Source organism: Mycobacterium sp. NS-7484 (genome assembly GCF_001953975.1).
GTDB lineage: Bacteria > Actinomycetota > Actinomycetes > Mycobacteriales > Mycobacteriaceae > Mycobacterium.
Genome location: NZ_MBEJ01000005.1, coordinates 72294 through 89178, shown reverse-complemented (window position 1 = coordinate 89178; position 16885 = coordinate 72294). Strand labels below are relative to the sequence as shown.

Below are 16885 nucleotides of genomic sequence, written 5' to 3'. Positions count from 1 at the left end.
GAAGGGGTGGGCCTGGCGTCGTACCTGCTGATCGGGTTCTGGTCCCACAAACCGTCGGCGGCCACCGCGGCCAAGAAAGCGTTCGTCGTCAACCGGGTCGGTGACATGGGCCTGGCGATCGCGCTGATGATCATGTTCGCCGCCGTCGGGTCGATCTCCTTTGACGGAGTATTCAGTGCCGCACCGGCATTGAGTGAGGCCACGCTCACCGCCATCGGCCTACTGCTGCTGTTGGGAGCGTGCGGCAAGTCGGCCCAGGTGCCGTTGCAGTCCTGGTTGGGTGATGCCATGGAGGGCCCGACGCCGGTGTCGGCGCTGATTCACGCCGCGACCATGGTCACCGCCGGCGTCTATCTGATCGTGCGGTCCGGTCCGATCTTCGATCTCGCCCCGGCCGCGCAGACCGGCGTGGTGATCGTCGGTGCGGTGACACTGCTGTTCGGCGCGATCATCGGCTGCGCCAAGGACGACATCAAGAAAGCCCTTGCCGCGTCGACGATGTCGCAGATCGGCTACATGGTGCTGGCGGCCGGACTCGGCCCCGCCGGCTACGCGTTCGCGATCATGCATCTGCTGACCCACGGCTTCTTCAAGGCCGGCTTGTTCCTCGGCGCCGGATCGGTGATGCATGCCATGGACGACGAGGTGAACATGCGCCGCTACGGCGGGTTGCGCAAGGTCCTGCCGATCACGTTCGCCACGTTCGGGCTCGGCTACCTGGCGATCATCGGTGTGCCACCGCTGGCCGGTTTCTTCTCGAAAGACAGCATCATCGAAGCCGCGTTGGGGGCCGGTGGAGCGCGCGGGGTGATCCTGGGTGGAGCGGCCATCTTGGGTGCCGGGATCACCGCGTTCTACATGACCCGGGTGATGCTGATGACGTTCTTCGGCGAAAAGCGTTGGGCTGGCGGGGCGAGCGAAGCGACGGGGGAACATCACAGCGCTCATCCGCACGAGGCGCCGGCCGTGATGACGGGGCCGATGATCCTGCTCGCGGTCGGTTCGGTGGTCTCCGGTGGGGCGCTGGCGATCGGCGGCACGCTGTCACACTGGCTGGAACCGGTGGTCGGCAGCCATGAGGCACATCATGCGGTCCCGGCCTGGGTGGTCACCGTGGTGGTGCTGTCGGTCGTCGCCGTCGGCATCTTGGTGGCCTACCGGATGTATGCGCAGCGGTCGGTTCCGGCTGATGTACCCGCTGGGTCGGCATTGACCGTGGCGGCCCGACAGGACCTGTACGGTGACGCGTTCAACGAGGCGGTGTTCATGCGAGGTGGTCAGACCCTCACCGCAGCCCTGGTCGCCGTCGACGACAAGGTTGTCGACGGTACCGCCGGCGGGCTGGCTGCTCTCGTCACTCGAACGTCCGACACCCTACGTCAGGTCCAGTCCGGCTTCGCCCGGTCCTATGCACTGTCGATGCTGGGCGGAGCGGTCCTGGTGGTGGCGGCGATCCTGGCGGTGCGACTGTGGTGAGTACCGTTCCGTGGTTGACGGCGTTGTGGGTGGTCCCGACGGTCGGGGCGGTCGTCGTGATGCTGGTCCCGGCCGCGCAGCAGACGCTGGCGAAATGGCTGGCGCTGGCCGTGTCCCTGGCGGCGTTGGGCCTGGCCGGGGTGCTCGCCGTCGGCTTCGATCCGGACGGCGAGCAGTACCAGTTCGTCGAATCGCACCGCTGGATACCGTCATTCGGTACCGGTTACATTCTCGGGGTCGACGGGATCGCGTTGGCACTGGTCGTGCTCACCGCGGTACTGCTGCCGCTGCTGATCATCGCGGGCTGGAACGACGGCGAGCACCAGGCCGGGCTCCGTGGCCGTGGGGTGCAGGCGTATCTGGCGCTCACACTGGCTGTCGAGGGCATGGTGTTCATGTCGCTGGTGGCCCTGGACATTCTGCTGTTCTACGTGTTCTTCGAAGCCATGCTGATCCCGATGTACTTCTTGATCGGGGGGTTTGGAAGACAGCGCGCTCACGCTTCCAAGGCGGCGGTGAAGTTCCTGCTGTACAACCTCTTTGGCGGTCTGGTGATGTTGGCCGCGGTGATCGGACTGTATGTCGTCACCGCGGGCAGTGACGCCTTCGGCTCTGGCACATTCGATTTCCGGGCGATCGTCGCTGCGGTCTCGTCCGGCGAGTTCGTGATCAACCCGGCGGTGGCGAACTTCCTGTTCCTCGGCTTCATGTTCGCGTTCGCGGTCAAGGCACCGCTGTGGCCGTTCCACCGGTGGCTTCCTGACGCCGCGGTGCAGGCCACCCCGGCCAGCGCCGTGCTGATGATGGCCGTCATGGACAAGGTCGGCACCTTCGGCATGCTCCGCTACTGCCTGCCCCTGTTCCCCGACGCGTCAACGTATTTCCGGCCGCTGGTCGTCACCCTCGCTGTGATCGGCATCGTCTACGGCGCCGTCCTGGCCATCGGGCAGACCGACGTGATGCGGTTGATCGCCTACACCTCGATATCGCACTTCGGCTTCATCATCCTGGGAATCTTCGTGATGACCAGCCAAGGGCAGTCCGGCTCGACGCTCTACATGATCAACCACGGGCTCTCCACCGCCGCGCTGTTCCTCATCGCCGGATTCCTGGTGTCGCGACGCGGTTCCCGGCTGATCGACGCCTACGGCGGCGTGCAGAAGGTCGCACCGGTGTTGGCCGGCACCTTCCTGGTGGCCGGGCTGGCGACCTTGTCGTTACCGGGCCTGGCGCCGTTCATCAGTGAATTCCTGGTTCTCATCGGCACATTCACCCGGTACCCGGTGATCGCGGTCTTCGCCGCCACCGCGTTGGTGCTGTCGGCGGTGTACATCCTGTGGATGTACCAACGGATGATGACCGGCCCGGTACCCGAGAGCCTCGCCGACGGTGAACACAAGGTCCGCGACCTGGTGCCACGGGAACTGGCCGTCGTCGCACCGCTGATCGCGATGCTGCTCGTGCTGGGGATCTATCCCAAGCCGGCCTTGGACGTGATCAACCCGGCGGTGCAGCACACCCTGGTGACCATCGGTCAGACCGATCCGCCACCGACGGTGATGCCGAAGCTGGCAGAGGGGGTCCGCTGACATGGTCACACCCAGCATCGAGTACGGCCTGCTCTCCCCCATGTTGATCGTCTTCGGGGTGGCGGTCGCGGGGGTGTTGGCCGAAGCCTTTCTCCCGCGGTCCGCGCGTTACCGCGTGCAGGTGACGCTGGCGTTGTCCGGATTGGTCGCCGCGGTGGTGGCGGTCATGCTGCTGGCCCGTGATCTTCGCGGCACCCCGGGCAAGCCGGCGGTGCTGGGCGCGGTGGTTCTCGACGCCCCGACGCTGTTCCTGCAGGGCACCATCGCCCTGGTCGGCATATTGGGCGTCCTGCTCATCGCTGAACGTCAACCACATACCCAACCTGACGGTGGCGCACGGGGTTTGGACGGATTCACCGCGCAGGCCTCGGCGGTGCCCGGAAGTGTCGCCGAGAAGGTGGCCACCACGACCGGCGCGATGCAAACCGAAGTCTTCCCGCTGACCATGTTTGCGATCGGTGGCATGCTGTTGTTTCCGGCCGCCGATGATCTGTTGACCATGTTCATCGCGCTCGAGGTGCTCTCGTTGCCGCTGTACCTGCTGTGCGGGCTGGCCCGCCGACGGCGGCTCCTGTCCCAGGAAGCGTCCCTCAAATACTTCCTGCTGGGAGCGTTCTCGTCGGGATTCTTCATCTACGGGGCCGCCATGCTGTACGGCTATGCCGGCACCCTGAACCTGAACGGTATCGCGAGTTCGGTGGCGACCCGTGCGCCCAATACTCCGCTGGCCCTGATCGGGATCGCCTTGCTGCTCGTCGGGATCCTGTTCAAAGTCGGTGCGGTGCCGTTCCACTCGTGGATACCCGATGTCTACCAGGGCGCCCCGACCTCGATCACCGCGTTCATGGCCGCAGCCACCAAGATTGCGGCATTCGGTGCCATGCTCCGCATCTTCTACGTCGCGGTGCCGCAACTGCGTGACGATTGGCGACCGGTCCTGTGGGCGATCGCCATCCTGACCATGGTGGTCGGAACCATCACCGCCGTCACCCAGACCGACGTCAAACGGATGTTGGCCTATTCCGCGGTGGCCCACACGGGCTTCATCCTGACCGGCGTGATCGCCGCCAATCCCGCCGGGGTGTCCGCCACACTGTTCTATCTGTTCGCCTACGGATTCAGCACCGTCGGCGCGTTCGCGGTCGTCGGGCTGGTGCGCGACGCCGCCGGCGACGAGGCCACGTCGATGGCCCAGTGGGCCGGTCTGGGCCGGCGGTATCCACTTGTCGGCGTGGTCTTTTCGCTGTTCCTGTTGGCCTTCGCGGGAATTCCGCTGACTAGTGGCTTCGTCGGAAAGTTCGCGGTGTTCAAAGCAGCGGGCGAAGGCGGCGCGATCCCGCTGGTCATCGTGGGCGTGATCGCCAGCGCCGTGGCGGCCTATTTCTACGTGCGGGTGATCGTGTTGATGTTCTTCACCGATTCCCCCGACGACGCGCCCGAGGTCGTCGTCCCCAGCGGGCCCACCACCGCCGTCGTGGCCCTCACGGCCGCGGTCACATTCCTCCTCGGTGCGCTCCCCCAGCCGCTGTTGGATCTGGCCAACCACGCCGAAACTTTCCTACGCTGACCGCTCCGTTCCCTGCGCGAGCAGACATAGATGTACCCGACACGCCGAGAAAAGCGGGACATCTGCGACTGCTCGCGGGTAGAACGGGCCGGGCGTAGCGCTAGATTCGAACCATGACGACCGTCCGCATCACCGACCACGACGCCGTCCGGGTCACCACCCTCGATCGCCCACAGTCCCGAAACGCGCTGGGCCGAGAGCTGATCGAAGAACTCTACGGCGCACTGGAGGCCGCCGATCTCGACGACGCGGTGCTCGCCATCGTGTTGACCGGTACCGACCCCGCGTTCTGCGCCGGCGTCGACCTCAAGGAAGCCCAGACGTTGGGCATGGGCTACTTCGAGAAGTTCCAGTCGCACAACTGCATCACCAAGACCGGAGAACTGAGCACACCCATCATCGGGGCGATCAACGGCGCCACGTTCACCGGCGGGCTCGAGATGGCGCTGGGTTGTGACTTTCTGATCGCCTCGGAGCGGGCGGTGTTCGCCGACACCCATGCCCGGGTCGGCATCCTGCCCGGCGGAGGTATGACCGCGCGGCTGCCCCAGGTGGTCGGTGCCGCCATGGCGCGTCGTCTCTCGATGACCGGCGAAGTCATCGACGCGACACGTGCCGAACGGCTGGGCCTGGTCACCGAGGTGGTGCCGCACGAGCGACTGCTGGACCGCGCGCTGGAACTGGCCGGACAGATCGCCGAGGTGCCCGGCCCGACCATGGCCGGGCTCAAGGAGATCTACACACGCGGGGCCGAACCCGTGATCAGCCCGGCACTGGCCGCCGAACAGGCGATCGCCGGCGCGCAGGCTCGTGACTTCGACGGCCTGGGTGACCGCTATCGCGCTGTGGCCCAACGTAACCGGGGCCAGCTCGAGGGATAGCTCGAAATATGTCACCGCACACACAGCGATAGCAGGCGTGCTCGATGGGCTCAGCGATGCCGCTGTAAGCGAAACGCCACTGTTCGCGCGCCGAATCCCGCCAGAGGCGGGGTGGACATGTGCACCTGTCGCCGCGCCTGTTCGACGACGGGAGTGTCGGGATCGAGCACCGAGAGGTAAACCTGGTGAGCAGCAAGGGATTTCACCGCCAGATCGGTGTAATCGTCGACCACCTCGCAATGCGTTGGGCCCGGACCGTTTTCGAACAGCCAAGCCGGCGGCTCGGAAACGCTCTCGTAGGCCGCGGCGACGGCGTGCGCGAACTCGATGTGGTCGCGCTGGTTCGGCACTCCGGGCGCCCAATAGGGACCGCTGTAGAGCGTGACGACGACGTCAGGGCGCAGCGTGGTGATAGTGCCGGCGATCTTGGCCTGCAGTTCGGCCGTATTGCGGATATTGCTGTCTGGGAAGTCCCAGAACTCCACGTCATCGACCCCGACGATGGCCGCCGAGCGTCGCTGCTCATCTTCGCGCAGCGGCCCGGCCTCTTCCGGCGGCATCCCCGCGATGCCCGCCTCACCCCGCGAGGCGAGCGCGTAATGCACGGCCTTGCCGGCGGCAGTCCACTTCGCGACGGCCGCGCCCACCCCGTACTCGGGGTCGTCGGGATGCGCGACGAGGACCAACGCTCGCTGCCAGTCGGTGGGGAACGGTTGAACGTCATCCGCGGTCATCTCACCAGTGTCGAACCCCGACCGCGGTTCCTGTCAACTGTTCGACCAGGATTTCAGCCCCGGTCCGGGCGGTGGGCGGCACCGGGATGGTCCGGGGCCAGTAACGGTCCGGCCCCGCCGAGCCGCTCGCGTAACGTCACCCGTTCGCCATGGTCAGGAACCCGGCCGCGTCGACGCAACTCGGGCACGACGTGGCGGGCGAAGTCGACGAACGTACCCGGCGTGGTGACATAGGCCAGATTGAACCCGTCCACACCGGCTTCGTCGACCCACCGTTCGAGTTCGTCGGCGACGTCGGTCGGCGAGCCCACCACCACCGGGCCACGGCCGCCGAGACCGACCTCGTGTGCCAGCTCTCCCGCCGTCCAATTCCGGTCCGAGGTGGTAAACGATGCCAATGCGGAACGATTGGCCTCGGTCTGGACGTATCGCAGTGGTTCGTCGGGACCGAGCTCGGCCAGGTCCACCCCGGTCCATCCACCGAACAGCGCAAGCGCACCGTCCGCGCTGACATACCGGCGGTAGTCGTGAAGCTTGGCCGCGGCCGCCTCGTAGGTCTCTGCGACGATCGGGGTCAGCATCGTAAACACCTTGATAGACCGGGGATCTCGGCCATGGTCGGCGGCGGCCGCCCGAAGCGCCTTGACAGGTTTGGCCACGATCTCCGGCGTCGGGCCGGACACGAACACCGCCTCCGCGTGCGCGGCCGCGAACCGGACCCCTCGCGACGAGGCGCCCGCCTGGAACAGCACTGGGGTGCGCTGCGGGGAAGGTTCGCACAGGAACGGACCTGGCACGCTGAAATAACGCCCCTTGTGTTCGATGTCGTGAACTTTCGCCGGGTCGGTGAACACGCCACGCTCGCGGTCGCGGATGACGGCATCGGACTCCCACGACGCCTCCCATAGCTTGTAGCAGACCTCGAGGTATTCCTCGGCGATCTCGTACCGCTCGTCGTGCGGGATCTGCGCGTCCAACCCCAGATTGTGCGCGGCACTGTCGAGATACGACGTGACGATGTTCCAGGCCACCCGGCCACCGGTCAGGTGATCCAGCGTCGACAGTCGACGCGCCAGCGCATAGGGCTGCTCGTAGGTCAGCGATACCGTGACACCGAAGCCGAGGGTGTCGGTGACCGCCGCCATCGCCGACACCGCAAGGGTCGGATCGTTGACCGGGACCTGCGCGGCATCGGCCACCGCCGCGTCGCGCGAGCCGCCGTAGACGTCATAGACACCGAGGACGTCGGCGAGGAACAGTGCGTCGAAACCGCCGGCCTCGAGGGTGCGCGCCAGCTCCGTCCAGTACCCAAGCTCGCGGTAGCGGTAACCTTGATCCTCGGGATGACGCCACAGACCCGCCGACTGATGTCCGACACAGGCCATGTCGAAGGCGTTGAGGTAGATCCTGCTCATCGCACCTCCCCAAGCTCGTCCACATGTGTTTCACGGGCGAAATACGCTGCGGCAAAGGTGATCGCGGTCAACACCCCGAAGTACCCGACGATCAACCACGGGCTGCCCCCACCGGCGACCAGCAGCGCCGCCGCGATCAACGGCGCGAAACCTCCCGACAGCACCGCGCCGATCTGATAGCCCAGGGAAGCCCCGCTGTACCGCACTCGAGTGTCGAACAGTTCGCCGAACCACGCTGCCTGGGGACCGTACATGGCGTCGTGAGCGATGTTGACGCCGAACACGATCGACAACACGATCGCGATGTGTGATCCAGTGCCGGCCGCCACGAAGAACAGGACAAGCGCCAGCACTCCAGCGACCGCACCGAACAGATACGGTGGTCGTCTGCCGATCCGGTCGGACAGCATCGCCCACGCCGGTGTGCTGATCAGCCCGAGCGCCGATGCGATCAAGACCGCCGTCAAGCCGACCTGACCGCCGGCATCTGACGAATCCTGCAGATACGTCAACGAATATGTTGTCAGCAGAACAAACAGGGCGATCTGCGAGAACCGCAATCCGGTGGTGATCAGCACGTTGCGCGGTTGTGTGCGCAGCACCTCCAGCACGGGCAGCCGCGCCACCTCACCACGCTCTCTCACCTGCGAGAACACCTCAGCATCGGTGAGTCTCAGCCGGATCACCAGCCCAACCACGACCAGAACTGCGCTGAGCAGGAAAGGGATTCGCCACCCGTAGGCCAGGAAGGCCTCCGGGCCGGTGACGGTTCTCGTCACGTAGAAGACACCGGTCGAGAGCACCATGCCTGCCGGGGAACCCAATTGGGTGAAGCTGCCGAACAATCCGCGGCGCCCCGCCGGGGCATGCTCTACCGAAAGCAGTGCCGCACCGCCCCATTCGGCACCGACAGCCAGACCCTGCAACAATCGCAGGGTCACCAGCAGCACCGGCGCGAGCAGGCCCAGCTGGGCATAGGTCGGCAGGAGCCCGATCGCGAACGTGCTCAGTCCCATCCCGACCAGCGCGGCGACCAGCACCGTCTTGCGGCCCAGGCGGTCTCCGTAATGTCCGGAGATCAGTGCCCCCAGCGGCCGCGCGCCGAACCCCGCGGCGTAGGTGGCAAAAGCGGCCAGCGTGCCTGCGGTCGATGAAATATTCGGGAAGAAAAGCGGTTTGAACACCAAGGCCGCGGCCGTGGCATACAGATAGAAGTCATACCACTCGATCGTGGTACCGACCGCACTGCCGAGCGCGACGGTGCGCGCAGTCGGTTTGGCCGCTGAACGTGGGGCGGTAACAGTCACGTGGCCGCAGGTTATGCGGCCACGTATCCGTGCGAAAGATTTCTCCTCACGGTGAGGCAAACACCGTCAGGGTCTACGGCCCCACCGTGACCCCATGGACCACGATCGCCGCGGTCTGCGTCACCCACTCGTCATCGAGATCTCTGTCCGGCCACAACAACATTCGCAGCATCGTCGATCCGCCGATGAGCTCCACCAAGCGGTCCGGGTCCACGTCTGCCTGGACTTCACCGCGCTCGATGCCGTCGACGATCCGCGTACGCACGGTGACGAACATCTCGGCGAACCGGGCCATCACCCGGGCGTTGAGTTCGGCATCGGCGGCGACATCGGCGACCAGCCCCGGGAGCGCGGCGCGCACCACCGGGCTGGTGAACACGTCGCGCGCCGCCCCGATCATTGCCCGGATGTCGGCGGCGATGTCCCCGGCGGGTGCCGTCAACGCCGTCGCGGCCGCGGGGAACACGGCCTCGTGCACCAATTCCGCCTTGCTGGACCACCGGCGGTACAACGCGGTTTTGGTGGTCTCCGCGCGTTCGGCGACCGCCGCCATGGTCAGGTTTGCGTAACCGATTTCCACGAGCAGGTCCGCAGTCGCCTGCAATATGGCAGCGTCAATACGCGGATCGCGGGGACGTCCGGCTCCGGCGGTCTTGCCAACCGGTGATGACTCTGCTTTCATAACGCTACTAACAGTATCGTAATTGTGGCCGTAAGGAAGAATTCAATGGCAAACGAGCCGGCCGTAGACGCTGCCGTCGAGAATGTCGACCACCTGCAACGCTCCAGCCGTGACGTCACCAGCCTGCCTACGGTGCTGTCGAAATGGCTGTCCACCGTGTTGCCGGGCGGCGTCACCCCAGAGATCACCGTGGAAAGCGGAGTCGATTCCAACGGCATGTCCTCGGAGACGATCATGCTCACCGGCCGCTGGGAGGAACACGGTGAACCGAAGGAACAGAGGTGGGTGGCCCGCGTCGCCCCCACCACCGACGACATCCCGGTGTTCTCGTCCTACCGGCTGGATCACCAGTTCGAGGTAATGCGCCAGGTCGGCGAACTCACCGACGTACCGGTGCCCAATGTCCGCTGGATCGACACCACGGGCGAGGTGCTCGGCACCCCGTTCTTCCTGATGGATCGCGTCGACGGCCAGGTGCCGCCGGACGTCATGCCCTACACGTTCGGCGGTAACTGGTTCGCCGATGCGCCGGCCGAACGCCGGCGCGAGTTGCAGGACAGCACCGTGGCGGTGCTGGCCAAACTGCACGCAATCGGAGACGCCGCAGAACGTTTCGCGTTCCTGTCGGAGGTCGACCCACCGGGCAACACCCCGCTACGCCGCCACTTCGGCTGGCTCAAGGAATGGTACGAGTTCTCGGTGCCCGACATCGGCCGCTCACCTCTGGTGGAGCGCGCGCTGCAATGGCTCGAGGAACACTTCCCCGAGGAGGTCGCGGCCTCGGACACCGTGCTGTCCTGGGGCGATTCCCGCATCGGCAACGTGCTGTACGACGACTTCCGTCCGGTGGCCGTACTCGACTGGGAGATGGCCACTCTCGGCCCCCGCGAACTCGACGTCGCCTGGATCATCTTTGCGCACATGGTCTTTGAGGAGCTCGCCGGGCTGGCCGGATTGCCGGGCCTGCCAGACGTGATGCGCGAGGAGGACGTCCGCGCCACCTATACCGAACTGACCGGTGCGCAACTGGGTGATCTGCGCTGGTTCTACATCTACTCCGGGGTCATCTGGTGTTGCGTGTTCATGCGCACCGGCGCCCGGCGTGTGCATTTCGGTGAGATCGAAAAGCCCGAAGACGTCGAGACGATGTTCTACCACGCGTCGCTGCTGCGGCGCCTGATCGAGGAGGCATGATGCTCGGACCGATGGACGAGTATCCGGTACATCAAGTCCCCCAGCCGATCGCGTGGCCGGGGTCGTCGGATCGCAACTTCTACGACCGCTCGTATTTCAACGCTCACGATCGCACCGGCGACATCTTCGTCGTCACCGGCATCGGTTATTACCCTAACCTGGGGGTGAAGGATGCGTTCTTCCTGGTATCCCGCCGCGACAGCGGCAAATTCGGCGGTGGTGGGGACACGCAGACCGCCGTGCATTTGTCCGACGCCATCGACCAGGACCGGCTCAACCAGCACGTGCTGGACTACCGCGTCGAGGTCATCGAGCCACTGCACAAGCTCCGGATCGTGCTCGACGAAACCGACGGCGTCGCCGCCGATCTCACCTGGGACGGGTTGTTCGATGTCGTGCAGGAGCAGCCGCATCTGATGCGTCAGGGCAACCGCGTCACGCTCGACGCCCAGCGCTTTGCCCAATTGGGCTCCTGGAGTGGCTATCTGGAGATCGACGGCCGGCGCATCGACGTCGACCCGCAGACCTGGATAGGCTCGCGCGACCGGTCCTGGGGCATTCGTCCGATCGGTGAGGCCGAACCGGCCGGGCGCCCGGCAGATCCACCTTTCGAGGGCATGTGGTGGCTGTACGTGCCGATGGCGTTCGACGACTTCGCGATCGTGCTGATCATCCAGGAGGATCCCAGCGGCTTCCGTTCGCTCAACGACTGCACACGCATCTTCCGGGACGGCCGCGTCGAGCAGCTCGGCTGGCCCCGGGTCAAGATCCACTACCGGTCGGGCACCCGCATTCCGACCGGGGCCACCATCGACGCCACTGCATTAGACGGCACGCCACTGCGGTTTGACGTGGAATCGAAGCTGCCGGTGCCCATTCACGTCGGCGGCGGCTACGGCGGCGACGTCGACTGGATTCACGGCGTCTGGAAGGGCGAAAAGTTCACCGAGCGGCGCACCTATGACATGACCGATCCGGCGATCATCGGGCGGTCCGGTTTCGGCGTGATCGATCACGTCGGCCGGGCGGTCTGCACCGAAGGCAATGCTGCGTCGGTGGAAGGCTGGGGCCTGTTCGAGCATGGCGCGCTCGGCCGGCATGACCCATCCGGATTTGCCGACTGGCTCACCGTCGCGCCCTAGGCCACTTTTCCCGCGCGAGCAGACGCAAACCCGCACGTTTTCCCAGGAAAATGCGCCGGTTTGCGTCTGCTCGCGGGAGAAATGCGGCGGCGCTCAGGAGGCCACGTTCGCGTCGGCCGGGGCGCGGCCGAAGACCATCGACTCGTCGATGCGGTCGAAGCGGTGGTCGATGGCGTCCAGCACGTAGTTGTGCCGCACATGCCAGGGCCGTTTGGTGCCCGAGCGCGGTAGCGCATGCTCGGAACGCTGAATGTAGCCCGCCTCCAGATCCCACGTCCGCTTCTCCGGCATCGGGGCCGCGCCTTTGTGCGGGTAGGCGTGGGTGTAGCCGTGAGCGCCCATGTAGGCCACCAGGTTTGCGAATGCCCGAGCGGTCATGTCGGCCCGCAACGTCCACGACGCATTGGTGTACCCGATGCACCAGGCCAGGTTGGGCACGTCCTCCAGCAGGAACTCCTTGTAGACGAATCGCTCGGTCGGCTTGACCTCGTGACCGTCGATCGACAGCTTGATGCCCCCGAGCGCCTGCAGTTGCAGACCGGTCGCGGTGACGATCACGTCGGCATCAACCCGCGCACCGGATTTCAGCACGATGCCCGCGGCATCGACGTGGTCGATGTGATCGGTGACGACTTCGACGCGGCCGTCACTGATGTGGTCGAACAGGTCGCGGTCCAACACCAGGCACATGCGTTGATCCCACGGGTTATAGCGCGGCTTGAAGTGCACGTCGACGGGATAGCCCGCCGGCAGGGCAGCGATGGTCCGGTTGCGGATCAGCCACCGGCCGAAACGCGGCGCCTTGCGGAACATGAAGTAGGTCAGGACGTGGATCATCGCATTCCGGAACCGCACCACCTGATGAGCCAACCTGCGGGGCAGCACTTTTCGGATGGCCTGCACCATCGGATCGATCCGCGCCATCGACATCATGTACGTCGGTGACCGTTGCAGCATCGTCACCTGCGAAGCCTGCTGGGCCAGCGCGGGCACCAGGCTGATCGCGGTGGCCCCGCTGCCGATCACCACGACCCGTTTGCCCGAGTAGTCCAGCGACTCGGGCCAGAACTGCGGGTGCACGACGTCCCCACTGAAGCTCTCGATGCCGGGGAACTCCGGTGTGTAGGGCTCGTCGTAGTTGTAATAACCGGTGCCGCAGAACAGGAACCGACACCGGTACGTCACCGGCTGACCGTCCTGCTCGGCGTGCACGGTCCAGGTGTCGGTGCCCGAATCCCAATCGGCCGACCGCACACGGGTGTTGAACCGGATGTGCCGATCGATCCCGTTGACCCGCGCGGTCTCGGTGAGGTACTCGCGGATGTCGCCGCCGTCGGCCACGTTCTCCGGCCGGGACCAGGGGTGGTACGGGAAGCTCAAGGTGAAGATGTCACTGTCCGAGCGGATGCCCGGATACCGGAACAGATCCCAGGTGCCGCCGATGCGCTGGCGGCGTTCCAGCACCGTGTACGTCAGTCCCGGGCTCTTCTCCTGAAGCCGATAGGCCGCACCGAGACCGGAGATCCCCGCTCCGATGATGAGCACGTCCGAGTAACCCGCATCCACGTCCCGACGAGCGCCATCCATGGCGAACCTCCTTTGGTCCCGCTCAGTACCACCAGATTAGGTCGTCATCCGCGGAGCGCGTCAACGATCTGGGCAAGCGACTCCACGGCGATCGGACCCGGTTGGTACAGGCAGATCTGGTCGGACACCCCGTCGACCCGGTCGCGAATGTGCGCGGCGATGTCGGCCGGGCTACCGCAGGCGGCGATGGTGTGCAGCACATCGTCGTCGATCAGCGAACCCATCTCGGCCCAGCGGCCCTGCTTGGACAACGCGTTGAGCTCAGGCTGCAAATCACCCCAACCGTGCACCTCCAACACCGGTCGGTAGGCCGGAGTGGAGCCGTAGAACGCCAGCAATCGGCGCGCCGCGTCATGGTCGTCCCCGGCCGACACGATGATCTCCGGCACGATCGCCAGCTCGCCCTCGTCGCGCCCGGCCGCAGCGAGCCCGGCGCGCACGGCAGGCAGCGTGGCCTCGTGCAGAAACCGCTTGGAACCGAACGGCATGACCAGCAGGCCGTCGGCGAACTGGGCGGTGGCCCGGGTCAGCTTGGGGCCCAGTGCGCCGACGTAGATCGGCGGCGGACCGTAGGGGTTGTCACGCGGCGTGAACGTCGGTGTCATCAGGGTGTGCCGGTAGTACTCGCCCCGGAAATCCAGCCGTTCGCCGGTCTCCCAGGCCGTGAAGATCGCCCGCAACGCCGCGACGAACTCGGCCATCCGGGCCACCGGACGGTCGAACTGCGCACCGAACCGTTTCTCGATCTGGGTACGGATCTGGGTGCCGAGCCCCAGTGTGAACCGGCCACCCGAGAGGATCTGATGGTCGATGGCTTGATGTGCCAGGTGAATCGGGTTGCGCGGAAACGCAATTGCCACATTGGTCATCAGATCCAGATCGCCGACGGTGGCCGCCAGGGTCAGCGGGGTGAACACGTCGTGCGGCCCCTCGAAGGTGAACACCCCGCTGGCACCGGCCTCGCGCAGGGCCGTGGCTCGTTGGATCGCATCCGTCGGCCCGAACAACGCTGTCATGACCTTCACGCGTGAGAGCCTAGAGGGGTGAGCCTCCCATCGAGCAGCGACGTCGTCGTGGTGGGCGCCGGTTTCGCCGGACTGTCCGCCGCCCGCGCCTTGTCCCGGCTCGGACACCAGGTGGTGGTGTTGGAGGGACGCGACCGGGTGGGCGGCCGCTCGTCGACCGCCACCATCGCCGGGATACCCGTCGACCTGGGCGCCACGTTCGTCGGACCGACCCAGGACGCCGTGCTCACGCTGGCCCGAGAACTGGGCTGCCGAACCGTTCCCACCTACGACCGCGGCAAGAACCTGATCCGCTGGCATGGCCGGGTGCGGTCCTACCGCAGCACGATCCCGCGACTGTCGATGATGGAACTGTTCGACGTGTCCCGGATCCAGTGGCGTTTCGAGCGGCTGTGCCGGCTGATCCGCGTGGACGAGCCGTGGAACAGCACGAACGCCCACACCCTCGATGAGCGCACCCTGGAGGGATGGTTGCGCTCGGCCGACGCCAACGCCTCGACCCGCAACCTGATGGCGATCATGTCGCGGGTCACCTGGGGTGCCGAACCCGATGAAGTGTCGATGTTGCACGCCGCCCGCTACGTGAAGGCCGCCGGTGGACTGGACCGCATGCTCGACGTGCGCGGCGGCGCCCAGCAGGACCGATTTCCCGAGGGCACCCAGCAGATCGCGCTGCGGATGGCCGAGGAGTTGGGCGACCGGGTGGTGCTGGACGCCCCGGTGGGCCGCATCGAACGACGCACCGACGGCACCGTCGAGGTGAGCTGCCCGGCCGGTGTGGTGCACGCGAAAGCGGTGATCGTGGCGATCCCGCCGCAGCACCGCACCGGTATCGAGTTCAGTCCCCCGCTGCCCCGGGCCTACACGGAATTGGCCGCGCACTGGCCGCAGGGCAACCTCAGCAAGGCCTACGCCGCCTACGAGCGCCCGTTCTGGCGGGCCAACGGATGTTCGGGTGAGGCACTGTCCGATGAAGGTCCGGTGTTCATCACTTTCGACGTGAGCCCCGGCGACGATGGCCCCGGCATCCTGCTGGGCTTCACCGATGCGCGTACGTTCGACCGGCTGCCGGCGACGGAGCGACGCAAACAGGCCCTGGCCGGCTTTGCCACCCTGTTCGGCGACGCCGCCTTGGCGCCGATCGATTACATCGACCATTGTTGGGGCACAGAACAATTCGCGCCCGGAGGCCCGACCGCGGCCGTGCCGCCCGGATCCTGGACGCAGTACGGCCAGTGGTTGCGTGCGCCGGTGGACGCGATCCATTGGGCCGGCACCGAAACCGCCGACGTGTGGACCGGATTCCTCGACGGGGCGGTGCGTTCGGGGCAGCGGGCCGCCGCCGAGGTGGCCGGTCGGCTTACGAACTGAGCGGCTGGGACGTCACCGACTCGGCCAGGGCCCGCAACTGGGCGTTGACCTGGTCGGGGCATTCCAGGATGGCGCAGTGCCCGCCGGGCATCTCGACGAAGCCCGCAAGGTTCGGGACGTCGGCGGCGATGCGGCGGGCGGCATCGATCGGCAGCAACCGGTCTTTGTGGCTGCCGATCACGAGTGTGGGCACCGACAGGTTCTTCACCGAAATGTGTTGCGGCCCCATGCTGTTGACCAGCGCCCGAGCCCAGCCACCGCGGCCGGCCCCCGGCGTCTCGGTGAACAATCGGTAGACGTAGGGCGCCACCCACGGTTCGGCGTCACGGCCGACAGCCAGGTGCGCGACGAAGCGCTGGTTGGGACGCGCGGTGAACCGGGGTACCCGAAACCCGCCGAACGTCCTGACCACGGTGCCGGCCGCCCGGATGCGGGTGGCGCTCAATGCTGCCGGTACGCGCAGCAGCTGCACGTCGCGCAGGAGATCCCCGGTGGTGGTGTTGATCAGTGCGACGGCATCGGCGCGGGCGGCGACCCGGGCTGGATAGCGCTGCGACCACGAGGTGATCGCGATGCCCCCCATCGAATGTCCGGCGACGACGGCCCGCTCGCCCGGCCGCAGCGTCGCGTCGAGCACGGCGTCGAGGTCGGCGGCGAGGTGGTTGAGGCTGTAGCGGTGCCGCTCGCGCGGGGCCTCGCTGCGGCCGTGCCCGCGGTGGTCATAGGCGATGACGCGATAGTCGGCGGCCAGATCGACAATCTGATGGGCCCACACCCCGATGGCACAGGTGATGCCGTGGGCCAGGACGATCGGATAGCCGTCCTCGGGTCCGAACACCTCGGCGTGCAGCCGGACACCGTCGACCGCACGGACCTCCACGGCGCGTCCCGGTGGTAGCTGGGGCAGGGTCATCA

Annotated in this window: 14 protein-coding genes; 7 read left to right on the top strand and 7 right to left on the bottom strand. The window is 66.4% G+C overall.

Annotation, left to right across the window (positions count from 1 at the left end):
- From nuoL to A5733_RS00805, 4 genes are all read left to right on the top strand, one after another.
- Window positions 1-1476: NADH-quinone oxidoreductase subunit L (nuoL, locus tag A5733_RS00820; RefSeq protein WP_076238714.1), on the top strand; the 1476-nt coding region annotated here is incomplete at its 5' end.
- Entirely contained in the window at window positions 1470-3065 is a 1596-nt protein-coding gene (locus tag A5733_RS00815; RefSeq protein WP_076238705.1) for an NADH-quinone oxidoreductase subunit M, read from the top strand. The genes nuoL and A5733_RS00815, both read left to right, overlap by 7 nt.
- A 1-nt stretch (window position 3066) precedes the next feature.
- Entirely contained in the window at window positions 3067-4632 is a 1566-nt protein-coding gene (gene nuoN, locus A5733_RS00810) for an NADH-quinone oxidoreductase subunit NuoN (protein ID WP_076238704.1), read from the top strand.
- Between the two features lie 113 nt (window positions 4633-4745).
- Window positions 4746-5513, top strand: coding sequence for an enoyl-CoA hydratase (locus A5733_RS00805; protein WP_076238703.1), 768 nt, complete (start codon window positions 4746-4748; stop codon window positions 5511-5513).
- Window positions 5514-5563: 50 nt separating this feature from the next.
- Here A5733_RS00805 and A5733_RS00800 read toward each other — a convergent pair whose 3' ends face one another.
- From A5733_RS00800 to A5733_RS00785, 4 genes are all read right to left on the bottom strand, one after another.
- Window positions 5564-6247 carry a PIG-L deacetylase family protein gene (locus A5733_RS00800; RefSeq protein ID WP_076238702.1) on the bottom strand — a complete coding sequence of 228 codons (684 nt, stop codon included), beginning with the start codon at window positions 6245-6247 and terminating at the stop codon, window positions 5564-5566.
- Between the two features lie 53 nt (window positions 6248-6300).
- The gene (locus tag A5733_RS00795; protein ID WP_076238701.1) at window positions 6301-7662 is read right to left on the bottom strand and encodes an LLM class flavin-dependent oxidoreductase; all 1362 of its coding nucleotides are present in this window, start codon (window positions 7660-7662) and stop codon (window positions 6301-6303) included.
- Window positions 7659-8969 carry an MFS transporter gene (locus A5733_RS00790; RefSeq protein ID WP_076238700.1) on the bottom strand — a complete coding sequence of 437 codons (1311 nt, stop codon included), beginning with the start codon at window positions 8967-8969 and terminating at the stop codon, window positions 7659-7661. The genes A5733_RS00795 and A5733_RS00790 overlap by 4 nt, the downstream gene beginning before the upstream one ends.
- A gap of 73 nt (window positions 8970-9042) precedes the next feature.
- Window positions 9043-9651 carry a TetR/AcrR family transcriptional regulator gene (locus A5733_RS00785; protein WP_076238699.1) on the bottom strand — a complete coding sequence of 203 codons (609 nt, stop codon included), beginning with the start codon at window positions 9649-9651 and terminating at the stop codon, window positions 9043-9045.
- Between the two features lie 45 nt (window positions 9652-9696).
- Between A5733_RS00785 and A5733_RS00780 the strand changes: the two genes are divergently transcribed.
- Together A5733_RS00780 and A5733_RS00775 are read left to right on the top strand one after the other, a co-directional pair.
- Window positions 9697-10845: a phosphotransferase family protein gene (locus tag A5733_RS00780; protein WP_076238698.1), complete on the top strand. Its 1149-nt coding sequence runs from the start codon at window positions 9697-9699 to the stop codon at window positions 10843-10845.
- Window positions 10845-11987 carry a hypothetical protein gene (locus A5733_RS00775; RefSeq protein ID WP_076238713.1) on the top strand — a complete coding sequence of 381 codons (1143 nt, stop codon included), beginning with the start codon at window positions 10845-10847 and terminating at the stop codon, window positions 11985-11987. The genes A5733_RS00780 and A5733_RS00775 overlap by 1 nt, the downstream gene beginning before the upstream one ends.
- Before the next feature lie 93 nt (window positions 11988-12080).
- Here the strand turns inward: A5733_RS00775 and A5733_RS00770 are convergent, their stop codons facing one another.
- Window positions 12081-13574, bottom strand: a complete 1494-nt coding sequence (locus tag A5733_RS00770) for an NAD(P)/FAD-dependent oxidoreductase (protein ID WP_076238697.1) — start codon at window positions 13572-13574, stop codon at window positions 12081-12083.
- Window positions 13575-13618: 44 nt separating this feature from the next.
- Complete coding sequence (locus A5733_RS00765; RefSeq protein WP_076238712.1) at window positions 13619-14590, bottom strand: TIGR03617 family F420-dependent LLM class oxidoreductase; 972 nt, start codon at window positions 14588-14590, stop codon at window positions 13619-13621.
- Between the two features lie 27 nt (window positions 14591-14617).
- Between A5733_RS00765 and A5733_RS00760 the strand changes: the two genes are divergently transcribed.
- Window positions 14618-15970: a flavin monoamine oxidase family protein gene (locus A5733_RS00760; protein WP_076238696.1), complete on the top strand. Its 1353-nt coding sequence runs from the start codon at window positions 14618-14620 to the stop codon at window positions 15968-15970.
- Here A5733_RS00760 and A5733_RS00755 read toward each other — a convergent pair.
- Window positions 15960-16883, bottom strand: a complete 924-nt coding sequence (locus A5733_RS00755) for an alpha/beta fold hydrolase (RefSeq protein ID WP_142253737.1) — start codon at window positions 16881-16883, stop codon at window positions 15960-15962. The genes A5733_RS00760 and A5733_RS00755 overlap by 11 nt on opposite strands.
- Window positions 16884-16885: the final 2 nt, after the last annotated feature.